Source organism: Actinomyces sp. 2119 (assembly GCF_003591215.1).
GTDB classification, from domain to species: Bacteria; Actinomycetota; Actinomycetes; order Actinomycetales; family Actinomycetaceae; genus Actinomyces; species Actinomyces lilanjuaniae.
In genome coordinates this window covers 343,670-357,185 of the sequence record NZ_QYRR01000002.1, presented here as the reverse complement: position 1 = coordinate 357,185, position 13,516 = coordinate 343,670, and the positions used below count along the sequence as shown (strand labels likewise).

The following is a 13,516-nucleotide window of genomic DNA, read 5'->3' as shown; positions in this document are numbered from 1 at the left end:
CATAGCCCTGATAGAACAGCAGGACCACAGCCTGGCACGGCGGCCCAGCACGACAGAAGCAGGTATAGGGGCGCGCACCACGGGCTCCGCCCCGACACTACTTTGATTCTTTGTACCAGAACCGGATCACCTCGCGGACGCGGCCACCCGGACGCTGCCCCGCTCGACATGTGCCCTGGTTTCTGGCACCAGGACGATCGGTCGCACGGCGCAACCGGTCCAGCATTTCATACACCGCCAAGGCATGTGGGTGTTTGTGGTCCCAACCTGATAACACAGGCTTCTCCCAGGCGGCAACTCGAAAGAATCCAGCAGCCTTATGCTGGAATTAGCAGCATGAGCACCACCCCTGAGCCCCTCACGCGCCCGGACGGGTCGCCTGTGCGCGTCCTCGTGGTCGACGACGAGCAGATGCTGGCCGACCTGCTGGCGAGCGCCCTGCGCTATGAGGGCTGGGAGGTCACCACAGCCGGCACGGGGACGGCGGCGGTCAGGACGGCCCAGGAGATCCAGCCGGACGTCATCGTCCTCGACGTCATGCTGCCCGACTTCGACGGGCTGGAAGTCATGCGCCGCGTCCACGGACACACTCCCGGGGTACCCGTTCTCTTCCTGACGGCCAAGGACGCCGTCTCCGACCGGGTGGCTGGACTGACCGCCGGGGGTGACGACTACGTGACCAAGCCCTTCTCCCTGGAGGAGGTCGTGGCACGGCTGCGCGCCCTGCTGCGCCGGTCGGGAGCCAGCGAGGAGAAACCCGCTTCCCTGCTGGAGGTCGGCGACCTGCGCATGAACGAGGACTCCCACGAGGTCTGGCGGGGCGAGGATGAGATTCACCTCACTGCCACCGAGTTCGAGCTGCTACGCTACCTCATGCGCAACCCGCGCCGCGTCCTGTCCAAGCCACAGATCCTGGACCGCGTCTGGAACTACGACTTCGGCGGGCAGGCAAACATCGTCGAACTCTACATCTCCTACCTGCGACGCAAGATCGACAAGGGGAGGGACCCCATGATCCACACGATGCGAGGCGTTGGTTACGTGCTCAAGCCCGCCGCTGACGCACCAGCCGCTGCGAGACACTCCCAGGAACCCGCCACGGCCGCAGGCGCCGCATCTCAGGGCCCGGCAGGCTCCTCGGGCGGGAGCCTCTGAGACCCCCGTGACGGCAGCACCCCCCGGGATACCGCCCAAGCCACCTGGCCCTGCCGGGCAGGACGACCAGACCCCTTCCTCACCTCTGCCGCGCCCACGACGGCTGCGCAGCCTGCGTACGACACTCGTGCTCAGCGTGCTCGGCCTTGTCCTTGTCACTGCCGCCCTCATGAGCGCCTTCTCCACGCTGACCCTGCGCTACACACTGACCGAACACCTCGACGACAAGCTGGCTGCCGCCTCCGAGCGGGCCGCGAACCGCCGCAACGGCCTGGAACAGGGACCGGCGGGCCCGCCCCAGTACCCTGACGTCGGCAGCACCGAGGAGGTGGCCCCGGGACTGGACGCCGCAGGCCAGTCCACGGGGACGCTGACCGTCATTATCACCTCGGGATCCGTGAGCAGCGCCACCTATATCGATGCCGAGGGCCACTATGTCAGCCTGTCCCCACAAGCCCATGCTGACCTGCTGCCAGTTCGTACCGATGGTCACCCCATGACGGTCAGCATTACCTCTCTGGGTGACTACCGGGTCGTGGCCAGCAAGGACGACTCCGGCGCTGTCGTCGTCACCGGCCTGTCCATGGAGGACGACAACAGGCTGGTGCGCACCCAGCTGCTCATCGAGGCCGGGATCGCGCTGGTGGGTGCCCTTGTGATCGCCCTGGCCGGGAGGAGCATGGTCAGGTCCTCCCTGGCACCCTTGGAACGGGTGGCTGTCACCGCCCAGCACGTGGCCTCCCAGCCGCTGGAGCGCGGTGAGGTCTCCATCGACGAGCGCGTGCCCGCTGAGGACCTGGTCTCCTCCACGGAGGTCAGCCAGGTGGGGACCGCCCTGAACACGCTGCTGGACCGGGTTGAGGACGCCCTGGGCGCCCGCCAGCGCTCGGAGACGCAGGTGCGCCAGTTCGTGGCCGACGCCTCCCACGAGCTGCGCACGCCCCTGGCCTCCATCCGCGGCTACACCGAGCTGATCCAGCGCGAGGGCGCTGACGCGAACCTGCCCGAGGAGGCTGAGCACGCCCTGCAGCGGGTGCACTCGGAGTCCCTGAGGATGACGGCCCTGGTGGAGGACCTGCTGCTGCTGGCCAGCCTGGACGCGGGACGCGGGCTGGTCCTCACGGAGGTGGACCTGGTCGGTCTCCTGGTGGACACCGTAGCCGACGCGCGCGCTGCAGGCCCCGACCACGACTGGGAGCTGGTCCTGGAGGCGCTGGAGCCTCCTGCGGGGAACAGTGATCGGGCCGCGCAGAACGGCTCCGGGATCCCCCAGGGCTGTGAGGGCCAGGAGCCCGAGCCCGAGGAGGAGTTTGTCCCCGAGCCGCCGCTGGTAATGGGAGACGAGCCCCGGCTGCGCCAGGTCCTGGTCAACCTCCTGGCCAACGCCCGCGTGCACACCCCGCCGGGGACACGGGTCACCACGACCCTGCTGCGCCACGACAACCACCTGGTGGTGCGGATTGCCGACAACGGGCCCGGTATCGAACCTGCCCTGCGTGAGCGCCTCTTCGAGCGCTTTGCCCGCGGCGACACCTCCCGTGAGCGTCGTACCGGCTCCACCGGCCTTGGGATGTCGATCGCCCTGGCTATCGTGCAGTCGCACCAGGGGACGCTGACCGTGGAGTCAGCGACCCGACAGGAGGACCCCGAGCACCACGGCACCACCTTCGCCATCAGTCTGCCTGCCGTCGAGGTCCGGTAACCGCCCGGCCAGTCCTGTCAAGAACGCGAAGGCTGCCACGGATATCGCAGCCGACGCCGGGATGTACCGGTTCCTCGCAGAGTGACCGGATTCTCACAGGGCGACCGGCAGGTCAGTCCTCTATAAGGATTCGGTCCGTTATGAGACTTGGTAGTTGTTGCTGCTGAGGATGTCTGCGGTCCGGCTCGGCTCCTACCCCGTCCTACCTATCGCCGCCAGCCACTCAGGCCGACCAGAGCGCCCAGAGCGAGGCAGGACACTGCGACAGTCGCCACCGATCCTGCGGTATAGGCGGCAAAGAGGTCCCACCGGGTCAGCGGGGCGGCGCTGCGCGACCACACCCACATCTCCAGGAGACCGGCACCAGCACAGCCCACGGCTCCTGCGACCGTGAGCACGGTGTTCCACAGCTGCTGCGAGCCCCTGGCTGCGGCTGCCTCACCGCCAGCACCCTCGTCACGATCCCCGTCGCTGTGGCCGCTGCCATGCTGACCACCGTGCTGACCACCGTCATGCTGACCACCGTGCCCGTCCGGGTCGCGGTCACCGCCCTGCCATGCTCCCGCGGCGACCGCCACCGCGCCCCAGGCGACGGCTACCAGCACGGCCGAGAGCACGTCGGAGGGCCGGTGCCACTGGCACACCAGGGTGGAGTACCCCATGGCCGCCGTGGCGCCAGCCCCCACCCAGGCCGCAGCCGTGCGCCAGCGGGTCCCGGCGAGCAGCACCAGGGCCACGGCGGCTGAGGCCGCCATGGTCGTGTGCCCCGAGGGCAGGGTATTCGCGTTGTCCCAGCGCGCGGTAATGTCATAGTCGGGACGCCATAGGACCCACTGCTTGATGACCTGGGTGCTCAGGTTCGCCCCGACCACAGCGACCACCGCCCACAGGGCACGGCGGTGGCTGCCACGCAGCCAGCCGACAAGGAGGATCACCGCTACCAGGACCACCGCTGCGGGCATGGAGACCGTGGACAGGAGAGCGCGAGCCTGGTCGGAGACGTAGTGGGAGCCGATCTCAGAGCCCTCCAGGGCGGCCGCTTCCAGACGCTGGCCGGTATAGGTACCCACAAACAGCCACCACAGCGCGAGCACCCCCACCAGGCAGCACGACACCAGCAGCAACGCCCGCCCGCGCACACCTGGCGCTGTAACACCTGGGGGTGCCGCCCTGCCTGGAGTAGTCCGGGAGCTCATCATCACCGAGCGATGGTAGAGGCAGTGACCGGGAGAGCTCCTGGTAGGTCCCAGCGATTCCACTGCGGAAGTGCTCACGGTGGCGCCACGACACGACTTTTGTCCCGCGCCTCGTTGCAGGTCCAGGGGGCTCTTCGTAGACTTTGTGCAAACAAGCCCCTTCAACTGCAGGGAGGCTGCGCATGCTGATCCGTTTTTCGGTTGGCAACTTTCGCTCGGTCAACGAGCCTGTGGAGCTGACCTTTGTGGCAGTCGACGAGGACCGCGACGTCGTCCGGCCCCATCCCCACATCGGCGTCGGCCTGCTGCCTGCGGCAGGCATCCTGGGCCCGAACGCCTCAGGCAAGACCAACGTCCTGCGCGCACTCCAATGGCTGTGCGACGCGGTCAGAGGCTCCGTCACCCGCTGGGACGACGAAATCCCGGTACAGCCCTTCGCGTTCGGTGACCCGGGCGATGAGGGTCCTAGCGAGACCACCTTCACCGTGGAGCTGGCCATCGATGGGATCCGCTACGAGTACCTCCTGGACCTTGACAGTAAGCGGGTAGCCTACGAGGCCCTGTTCCACTACCCTCACCGACGGCGTAGCCTTGTGTTTGAGCGTGACGGCGGCACCCTCAGGCTCCAGCGGGGGCTCGGAGCCCTGTCCGGGACCAGGGCACTCCTGACTGACCGTGTGCTCGCCCTCAGCATCATGCGGCGCTTTGACGAGCCCACGACCTCCGCGTGCGGGCAGGCTCTTCGTCGCATCACGTCGCTGGGGAGGTCCCTGAACCTCGAACTGCTGCCACACCCCGTCTCGCCGCGGATGACGAGCCAGTTCTGGGCCGAGGCCTCCCCAGAGCTGCGACGGCGCGCCCTGGCACTTCTGCGCCTGGCAGACCTCGGGGTGGAAGACGTCGAGCTCGTCAGGGAGCCAGACCTCACTGACTCTAGCCCAGGTAAGCAGCTGCCTCTGCCCGATCTGGAGCCGACCAGAAGACGTCGCGTCCTCAGGTCTCGGTATGGCGGCCCGGAGCTGCGCCTTGTACACCGGGCCGGGCAGGAGCGGGCCACCCTGGCGCTGTCAGAGGAGTCCGCTGGTACACAGGGCTGGCTCCGCCTCATTGCCCCCGTCCTGGGGGCACTCGACACCGGGGCGCTGGTCCTGTTCGACGAGATCGACGCCAGCCTTCACCCAGTGCTCACCCTGGAGCTTCTCCGTCTCTTCCAGGACCAGGACTCCAACCCCAACGGTGCACAGCTGTTGTTCACCACCCACGACACCGGCCTTCTCAACCACCTGGGACGCGACGAGGTCTGGCTGACGCAGCGCCGCCCGGACGGCTCCACCGAGCTGGGGGCGCTCTCCGACTTCGCGGGAAGGGCGGTGCGCCGTTCGGCGAACCTGGAGAAGGGGTACCTGGAGGGGCGCTTCGGCGCGCTGCCGGACACGCACCGCCCGGACCTCCTGCGCGAGCTGGGACTAACAGGATGAGCCCCGGGAGAACCGGACGGCAGCACCAGGCACGCAGGCTGCGCCGCTCCACCGGCACCAAGAGAGTCCGCCCTGTCTTCCACCTCTACCTGGAGGGGGGAGATCACGGAGAAGGAGTACTTCACCGCGCTGGGAAGCGACCCCAGGTACCGGGCCAGGGCCGGGCACGGTGGCGTCACGATCCAGGTCGTCCGCAGCCAGGGGCACCCTGAGGAGCTGGTCCGCGCCGCGTGCTGGGACAAGGAGCACAGCGACTACCCCGAGGAGGACCAGTACTGGTGCGTGTTCGACGTCGAGGCTCCCGAGCCGCACCCACACCTGCGCCAGGCCTGCCAGCGGGCAGAACGCGCTGGAGTCAGGACAGCCGTCTCCAACCCCTGCTTCGAGCTGTGGCTCATACTCCACCACAGGGATCACTGGGGCTACCTGACAACCGCTCAGGCCGGCACGCTGCGGAACCAGCTCGACCGCTCCGTCTCGAAGCACATCAACTCGGTAATCTACATGGACAGGCGAGCCGAGGCGGCACAACGCGCACGCAGCCTGCGAGGACGTCACGAGCGGGACAGGGCTGAGTTCCCTGCGGACAACCCATCCTCCGGTGTGGACCTGCTGCTGGACGCCCTGGACCAGGCGGCGCTCCCGCGCTTCTAGACACCCCGCCTGGCTCTAGCAGCCACCAGGCAGCTCTGGAAACTCTTGACAGCACTACGCTTCTGTGCTGCGCACCTTGTTTACTCCAGGACCAGGAAACCGAAGCGGGCCAGCTCGCGCACGCCTGCCACGAGCTCGGCACGCAGTGCGGCGGCATCAGTCAGTGCCTCCACTCCGGTCAGAGCCGCGACCGCCTGCGCCACCTGCTCCACGCTCAGCTCGCCGTCAGAGGCCCCCGCCAGGGCGGCCACCCCAGTGCTGACCCGTACAGCCCGTCCCAGGCCCCCACCCTGTCGCAGCATGATCACCGAGGGGTCAGCAGCGCCAGGCACCAGATGGCGCTCCTCGGTGACGTCGGCAGCCAGCACGGGGTGCAAGGCGGCGACGGCGTCGTCGTCCAGGCCAGCCAGCAGGTCCTGGACTTCCAGCACCTGGGCGACGTGCGGTCCCAGGGGGGCGTCCACCACCCCGGTAACCTCCTCCAGGACCCGCCAGGGCCTGCGCGGCGCCTGCGGGCGGTGGAGGACCAGGTAGCCGAAGCCGACCCCCTCCACCCTCCGCTCCTCGAAGTCCCCGACCCATGCCCCGACGGCGGCGTCAAAGACCCCCGGCGCCCGCTCTGGAGCCACCCCGCCATCGCGCAGCCACATAGTCGCGTAGGACACCGGGTCCTGCTGCTCTCGCTCGATGACCCAGGCGTCGGCCTCCTGCGGCAGCCAGTCGGCAACGTCCTGGCGCCAGTCCCTCCCCCGGTAGTGCTCCCAGTTCCCCAGAAGCACGGCGGTGCCACCCGCCTGCAGGTGGGCACCCAGGCCCGCCACGAGACCAGGCAGGATGTCCTCCCCTGCGTCGCGGTACTCCATCAGCGCCAGCCCCTTCTCACGGACTGCGGCAGGCGTCAGGACGAACGGGGGGTTGGAGACCACGAGGTCAAAGCGACGCCCTGCCACCGGCTCCAGCAGGGAGCCCGCCGCCAGCTCCAACCGCTCCTCCTGACCGGCGAGAGCGACGTTGAAAGCAGTGAAGTCCAAGGCCCGACGCGAGATGTCCGTCGCAGTCACATGCCTGGCGTGGCGCAGGAGGTAGAGCGTCTGGATCCCGCAGCCGCACCCCAGGTCCAGGGCGGTACCCACCGGCGTGCGCGGGACCAGGCCGGCCAGGGTCAGCCCCGCCCCGCCGATGCCCAGGACGTGGCCGGGTGCCAGCTCACGGCCGGTGACCATCTCACCTAGGTCGGAAGCCACCCACCAGCGCACCTGCCCGGTGTCGTCACGAGCCTCGTGGGGGCGCAGGTCCACCAGGGCACGGACCCGGCCCCCGGCGTCAGGCGGGCTGACCAGGCCGATATCGACCGCACCGCGGGTACGAGTGCGCCTCAGGACGTGGTCGAGCTCGGTGGCCAGCACCGGCTCACCAAGCATGAACAAGGCGGTCAGGACGGCCGGAGGCGAGGGCCTCGCGCCTGCGGCCCGGTCCTCGTCCATGACGGCCCGCAGCGCCCGCAGGGCGGGGGAGCGGACCTCCCGGCGCAGAGCAGCATCGCCCACCTCCCCCAGCAGGTGGGCGACGGCGTCCACACCCCAGCCGCTGGCCTCCAGGTCCTTGCGCAGCCTGAGGGCCTGCTCAGCAGTGGCACGCGGCGGTGGGGGCACCACCGGGGGGTCGGCAGAAGAGTCGGACTGGGAGACCGGGACGTTCATGAGGTGACCGTAGCGCCTCGCAAGGGCTGAGCTGGTGCAAGCCTGCCCCTCACGCCACTGCCGCTACGTCTGCCTGGGCAGCCAGGGCCGTCCCAGTCGCTGCCCCTCCCCCCACGCCACTGCCGCTACGTCACCACGACGGCTCAGGCCAGTCGGGCGGCAAGCTCGGTGTACTGGTGGATCTTGGTCTCGACGTCCTTGATGTAGCTGATGAGCATGACCTCCTCGGTGTGGTGGCTCTCAGCAAAGGCCCTGACCCGGGAGGCGACCTCATCGTAGGTGCCGACGATGACGGCCGCGTCCCGCTCAAGGTGGGCCTCCACCTTGGCCCGGTAGGAGGTCTCCAGCGTGGAGGGGTCCCGGAAGCGAGCTGGACGGCCGGTGCGCAGTGCGTAGCGGGCGTCGGCAGCCACGAGGGCCTGCTCCCAGGCCTCGTGCCTCGTCGGGGCAGCGCTGACGCACAGAGCCGACAGTGTCTGGCCGCTTCGGTGTCCTGCTGGCAGGTGTGCCCGGTAGTGGTCCATGACCTCCACCTGCTGGCGGCCGGTGAAGAACTGCGCGTAGGCGTAGTTGAGGTCCCGGGAGCCCGCCCACGCCGCAGACTGGCCTGAGGATCCCAGGAGCCACACCTCGGGCAGCTGGTCGGGCCTGGGATCCACCGTCACAGAGGCGTAGTGGTGGTCAGCCGGAAGCTCGTCACGCAGCAGGGCCACCGTCTCCTCGACGAGGAGGTTGATGGAGTCAGGGTCGATGACACGCCCCTGGTTGAGCGCTCCCGCCGTGCGCATGTCGCCGCCGGGCGCGCGGCCCAGGCCCATATCCACACGACCAGGGTGGAGCGCGGCCAGGGTGGCGAAGCGCTCGGCCATCTGCAGAGACCCGTAGTGCATGGCCATGACTCCACCCGACCCCACACGGATACGCCGAGTACCGTCCAGGACGTGCATCATGAGCAGGTCCGGGGCCGAGGACTGGAAGACCCCCGTGCTGTGGTGCTCCGCCAGCCACAGGCGGTGGAAGCCCGCCTCCTCCACGCCACGGGCCAGGTGGACCACGTCGTGAAGGACCTGGTAGGAGCTGCCGCCTTCGAACAGGGGAATCTGCTCCAGGACGCTGATACGCATGTCTCTCCTTAGTGTGTACGCTGGTTGACGATGATCGATTGATCCGTCGTGACGGGGCACAGCCTGCCTCAGGCTGGCCAGCCCGGTGCTGACCACCTGCACGTACCGACGTCGACGGGGAACGTCCCGTCCACTCATGTCCCTTTCTACTCCTGCTTCCCCTGCTCCGCCCCAGTTCGGCAGCGGCTCCTCCCTTCCGTCCGGGACCACACCCCGGCCGCAGGCAGGTCCGCCCGTATCAGCACCACCGCGGCAGTGTCGCGTCCGTCCCCGGCAACCTCAAGGAGGTCGAGGCCATTCAGCCCGATAAGCTGTGCGCCTGCAGCCGAAAGGCCGACACCGCCGCCACGCTCAGCGGCGTCGCCCAGGCTGTGGTCGCGGTGGAGGCACTTGGGCAGGGAGGGCGCAGAAGGAACGACGGCCTGCCTGGTGCCCGGCTTAGCGGCGGGGGGCGAGGTCAGCAGCCCCCTGGACAGCCCCTTGGACGTCGTTGAAGAGCAGGTTGGCGATCTCGACCTGCACCGCCTCCACGTGGGGGACGTCCCTGAGCAGGAGCGGGTCGTCTGAGCTGGTCTGCAGGATAAGGGTGCCGCACCCGAAGAACCGGTCGTTGAGGTCCTTGTCCTGCTGCACGTCGGAGATGCGACTCAAGGGAAGGTCGTGGCCGGTGCGCCTGAGAATACCGGAACGAGTGATCACCCTTCTTGTGGTGATCGTGTAGGTGTCGGTGTACCACCTCAGCCACGGCAGGAGCAGGAGGGGGAGGCTCACGACGGCGGCCAGTGCCCACAGCGCCACAAGCCCCCACGGCCTCCAGCTCTGCGGGGCAAGGACCGACCCCGCGACTGCGGCGACAAGGACGACGACCTCCAGGAGGACCCGCCACAGGAGGACCTTCACGTGGGTGCGCATGTGCCGCACGACGACCTCGTCGCGGCTCAGCAGCTTCTTTGACAGTGCCATGGTCACATCGTGCCAGTCTGTCGGCCCACGACGCACGCACCCCACCGCCGCAGGCAGCTCAGCAGACATGGTTACGGGACGGACGGGGTGTGGCCAGACAGCGGGCACCCCGCCACCACGCTCACCGCTGCGAGGTTACCGTCATGAGGCCAGTAGTCCCGCACCGACCGAGGCAATGACGGGCACAAGCCCCAGGAGGACAAAGGCAGGCAGATGGCACGCGCCCAGGGGCACCACCAGACGTACCGCAAGACGCTCAGCGGCCTCCTCGTCCCTGGCCCTGCGACCCGCCCTGATCGTGGCAGCCGTGGCCGCCAGCAGCGTCTGGGGTGAGGCGCCGTCCTCCCATCCGGGTCGCAGGCACCCCTCAAGGCTGGCGTACCTGTTCCGCCACACCGGGTCCCCAGGAGCCTCCCAGGCCTCCTCCCACCCGGCCCCCAGCAGCAGCGCCCGCCCCACCACGCACAACGCCTCCTCCTCCACGGCCTCTCCCAGAGCGACCAGCACCCCGGGCAACGACGCCCCGGCGGCAAGGGAGGCGGAGGCCAGGTCCAGGACGAGCGCCTCGTCGGTACCACAGGCCGAGGCAGTGGCCGCCCGCACCATAGCTCTGGTGGCCTGGTGCCCGGCGACCATGAGCGCACCTCCCGTAGCTCCCAGGACTGACCCCCACCTTCCGTCCAGGAGGAAGGAGAGCGGATCAGCACCCACCAGAACTCCCAGGCCCAGTCCCACCAGTGGCAGGCCCCCCAGCAGACGGGCCGTGGTGCGCGGCCCGGTCAGTGCGCTCACCCGCGAGGCCTCGGCGCGCCCCGACTCGGCGACACCGCAGGCTACGGCATCCAGGACCTCGGCCAACGGGGCACCCAGGGAGGCTGACAACCGACAGGCCGCAGCGGCTCCCGGGGCCGCCGCAGCAGCGGCCTCAAGCCGTCGCCGCGCCGCGCCGCGGACGGGCAGCTGCCAGCACAGGTGCCCCTGCTCCCAGCGCGGCCAGGTCAGCGTCACAGCCGGGACCCCCAGCTCCGTAAGCGCGGGAGGGACGCCGTCATCCCCGGGGTCAAGCCCCTCGACCACTCCGCAGCGCCCCAACGCACGCGACCATGCCCGGGCCGGGGAGGCCCCTGCCCGCAAGAGGCTGGCGACCTCGGTCAGCAGCAGACCGATATCCACCTCCTGGCGCGATGTCGTCACCCGCACCGGCAGCCTCAGACGGGTCGTGCCCCGAGCGTCGGCCCAAGCGCGTCGCGGCGGGAGCAGCACGACCGCGACCGCCAGGAAGACCGCTAGGAAGACCGCGAGAAAAACCGCCGGGAAAGTCGGTACTGCTGCCATCCATACACCCCCGCTCACGACCGCCTCCCCACGGGACGGCAGCTGCCCCACGCGCGCGGCAGGGCCGCCGACACCGGCTCCTCACCAACACGCGACACCAGGCGGTCGACGGCGGGCCCGGCGGACACCACGCCGTCGGCTGACACGCTCAGGGCCTCTTGGCAGGTGAGAACCGCCCCAGCCACCGTGACCTCCCGCATGAGCACTCCGACCGAGGACACCCACCGCGCCCCTGGAGGCCTCGGCGACACGCCTTCATGCTCTGTAGTCTGTCGACCTCCCGGTCGACGCCGCAGGTGGACCACGGCGTCGAGCGCGCTCACGGCCTGAGAGGCGACAGCGCCCTCATCGAGACGGGCAAGCGCCCCCAGGGCGGTCAGACGCGCGGGCACATCCTCCACAGAGTTGGCGTGCAGGGTGGCCCACCCTCCTTCGTGACCGGTGTTGAGCGCGGTCAGGACGTCCCTGACCTCGGGTCCCCGGCACTCCCCCAGGACGATCCTGTCCGGCCTCATCCTCAGCGCCGCCCGCACCAGGGAGGTCATGCTCACGGCACCGGCCCCCTGGATATTGTCCCCGCGCTCCTGGAGGTGGACGACGTGCGGGTGGCGAGGACGCAGCTCGCTGGCCTCCTCAATACAGACGATGCGCTCACTGGAGGGCACCAGTCCCAGCAGGGCAGCCAGGAGAGTGGTCTTTCCTGTGCCGGTGGCCCCGGTGACCAGGCAGCTGGCCCGCTGCCCCACCAGGGCGGCCAGCACGGCGTCAAGGCCTGGCGCCACCGTCCCTGCGCCGACAAGCTCTGCCAGAGTGAAGCCTTGCGGCCTCCTGGTCCGCAGACTGATCACCGTGCCCTGGCTGCTCAGGGGCGGCAGGACGGCGTTGAGGCGCGTCCCGTCCGGCAGAGTCGCGTCCACCACCGGGCTGGCGTCGTCAAGACGGCGCCCCGCCGAAGCAGCCATCCGTACCGCGAGCGCGCGGACCTGGCTCTCCGGTATCACCGGACCGGCGACTCTTTCTACCCCGTGCCCACGGTCGATCCAGGTCAGGCCGTCGAGCACCAGGACGTCGGTGACCCCTGCGGTGTCGATAAGGGGCTGCAGGAGCGGTCCGGCACCCTCCGCATCGGCGTGCACCCTGTGCCTCAGGCGTGCCAGACCCGCCTCACCCGTGGCAGGGTCGGTGACCTCCTCAAGCGCCTGGTCTAGCCGGGACCCGTGGGCGAGGGCACGACGAACCCGGGCCAGCTCGGAACCTGACGTCACTGCCACCCCGAGCCCTCCCGCCCTACCACCGACTCCTGCTGCGCGGAGACAGGGGCCGTCCCCGCGCCAGGTACGAGCCGTCGCGCCAAGACAGATGCAGCCCTACGCATGGCCGAGCGTGAGCGCACGGGGTCCTCCCCCCGAGCAGCACGCTGGACGACAGCACGGTCCCTGGGAACAGACCCCAGGACACGACACCCGGTGATGCGCTCGAGGTCAGCAGCGGTCACGTCCTCGCCCGAGCCACGCACCACCAGTCTCACCGGGTCGGTCTCCCCCGCACCCTTGTGGGCGGCGTCCTGGCAGCCGCTGCTGATCGTGTCCTCCCCCTGTCCCAGGGCGGAGGCCCGCAGCCTGGGGACGAGCACCTCCGCCGCGACCGCCGAGGACAGGTCGCGCCCGGTGAGCAGCAGGACCTGGGCGCACACCGGGACGGGCATGCCTCGGGGCAGGTCCACCAGGACCACCTCGTGCTCGCGGGCCACTGCTGTCAGCACGGCGTGCACGCACCCGGGAAGGCGGCCGTCCTCCCCTGTGGCCGGGCCACCTCTGGCGTCCCCGGTGAGGACCGACACAGTGTGCCATACCGGTAGCGCCCCGACCAGACGCGCGGCCCGGAAGGCAGTCTCCTGGGTCGGCAGGTCGGCCCAGCGCAGACCGGGCAGGACGTCGTCGCCCAGGAGCAGTCCCAGACCGCCCGCCGGGTCCAGGTCAACAGCCGCCGTACGACAGCCCCTGCGCCCAAGAGCCCAGGCCAGGTGAAGCAGGAGCGTGCTCGCCCCCAGGCCGCCCCGGGCACCAGTGACCGCGAGGAGGCGCGCCCCGCCAGCACCACCGTCGGCACGGTGCTGCCGACGGGCGGAGCCCGGTGCGGGATCTGGGGAAGGCTGGGGCAGTAGGTCAGGCATCAGTGTCCTCTCCGGCTCCGGCCGCAGCCGAGGCAC

11 protein-coding genes are annotated in these 13,516 nt (G+C 69.7%); 4 read left to right on the top strand and 7 right to left on the bottom strand.

The window, feature by feature from the left end:
• Nucleotides 1–336 precede the first annotated feature (336 nt).
• Both D4740_RS03415 and D4740_RS03410 read left to right on the top strand, forming a co-directional pair.
• A complete protein-coding gene (locus D4740_RS03415) occupies nt 337–1,155 on the top strand; it encodes a response regulator transcription factor (RefSeq protein ID WP_243106795.1) in 819 nt (272 codons plus the stop codon).
• 127 nt (nt 1,156–1,282) lie between these two features.
• Nucleotides 1,283–2,857, top strand: a complete 1,575-nt coding sequence (locus D4740_RS03410) for a HAMP domain-containing sensor histidine kinase (RefSeq protein WP_310732064.1) — start codon at nt 1,283–1,285, stop codon at nt 2,855–2,857.
• A 206-nt stretch (nt 2,858–3,063) separates the two neighbouring features.
• Here D4740_RS03410 and D4740_RS03405 read toward each other — a convergent pair whose 3' ends face one another.
• Nucleotides 3,064–3,996: a phosphatase PAP2 family protein gene (locus tag D4740_RS03405; protein WP_259390639.1), complete on the bottom strand. Its 933-nt coding sequence runs from the start codon at nt 3,994–3,996 to the stop codon at nt 3,064–3,066.
• Nucleotides 3,997–4,235: 239 nt separating this feature from the next.
• Here D4740_RS03405 and D4740_RS03400 point away from each other — a divergent pair, with 239 nt between their 5' ends.
• Nucleotides 4,236–5,531, top strand: coding sequence for an ATP/GTP-binding protein (locus tag D4740_RS03400; RefSeq protein WP_119835510.1), 1,296 nt, complete (start codon nt 4,236–4,238; stop codon nt 5,529–5,531).
• Between the two features lie 72 nt (nt 5,532–5,603).
• Complete coding sequence (locus D4740_RS03395; protein ID WP_119835509.1) at nt 5,604–6,185, top strand: RloB family protein; 582 nt, start codon at nt 5,604–5,606, stop codon at nt 6,183–6,185.
• Between the two features lie 80 nt (nt 6,186–6,265).
• On the opposite strand, the gene D4740_RS03390 is transcribed toward D4740_RS03395, so the two are convergent.
• The 6 genes from D4740_RS03390 to D4740_RS03365 form a co-directional block, all read right to left on the bottom strand.
• The gene (locus tag D4740_RS03390; RefSeq protein ID WP_119835508.1) at nt 6,266–7,885 is read right to left on the bottom strand and encodes a methyltransferase; all 1,620 of its coding nucleotides are present in this window, start codon (nt 7,883–7,885) and stop codon (nt 6,266–6,268) included.
• Nucleotides 7,886–8,028: 143 nt separating this feature from the next.
• Nucleotides 8,029–9,009 (bottom strand): MsnO8 family LLM class oxidoreductase, encoded by a 981-nt coding sequence (locus D4740_RS03385; protein WP_119835507.1) that lies wholly within the window; start codon nt 9,007–9,009, stop codon nt 8,029–8,031.
• A 438-nt stretch (nt 9,010–9,447) separates the two neighbouring features.
• A complete protein-coding gene (locus D4740_RS03380) occupies nt 9,448–9,972 on the bottom strand; it encodes a PH domain-containing protein (protein ID WP_119835628.1) in 525 nt (174 codons plus the stop codon).
• A 141-nt stretch (nt 9,973–10,113) separates the two neighbouring features.
• Nucleotides 10,114–11,307: a hypothetical protein gene (locus tag D4740_RS03375; protein WP_119835627.1), complete on the bottom strand. Its 1,194-nt coding sequence runs from the start codon at nt 11,305–11,307 to the stop codon at nt 10,114–10,116.
• A 14-nt stretch (nt 11,308–11,321) separates the two neighbouring features.
• Entirely contained in the window at nt 11,322–12,572 is a 1,251-nt protein-coding gene (locus D4740_RS03370) for a TadA family conjugal transfer-associated ATPase (protein WP_119835506.1), read from the bottom strand.
• Entirely contained in the window at nt 12,569–13,480 is a 912-nt protein-coding gene (locus D4740_RS03365; protein WP_119835505.1) for a cellulose synthase operon protein YhjQ/BcsQ, read from the bottom strand. Before D4740_RS03365 ends, D4740_RS03370 begins: the two co-directional genes overlap by 4 nt.
• Nucleotides 13,481–13,516: the final 36 nt, after the last annotated feature.

What these genes read in the sequence shown, in the direction of transcription:
- D4740_RS03415 (WP_243106795.1), top strand. Translation starts at nt 337, where the DNA reads ATGAGCACCACCCCTGAGCCCCTCACGCGCCCGGACGGGTCGCCTGTG.
- D4740_RS03400 (WP_119835510.1), top strand. Translation starts at nt 4,236, where the DNA reads ATGCTGATCCGTTTTTCGGTTGGCAACTTTCGCTCGGTCAACGAGCCT.
- D4740_RS03390 (WP_119835508.1), bottom strand. Translation starts at nt 7,885, where the DNA reads ATGAACGTCCCGGTCTCCCAGTCCGACTCTTCTGCCGACCCCCCGGTG.
- D4740_RS03385 (WP_119835507.1), bottom strand. Translation starts at nt 9,009, where the DNA reads ATGCGTATCAGCGTCCTGGAGCAGATTCCCCTGTTCGAAGGCGGCAGC.
- D4740_RS03380 (WP_119835628.1), bottom strand. Translation starts at nt 9,972, where the DNA reads ATGGCACTGTCAAAGAAGCTGCTGAGCCGCGACGAGGTCGTCGTGCGG.
- D4740_RS03375 (WP_119835627.1), bottom strand. Translation starts at nt 11,307, where the DNA reads ATGGCAGCAGTACCGACTTTCCCGGCGGTTTTTCTCGCGGTCTTCCTA.
- D4740_RS03365 (WP_119835505.1), bottom strand. Translation starts at nt 13,480, where the DNA reads ATGCCTGACCTACTGCCCCAGCCTTCCCCAGATCCCGCACCGGGCTCC.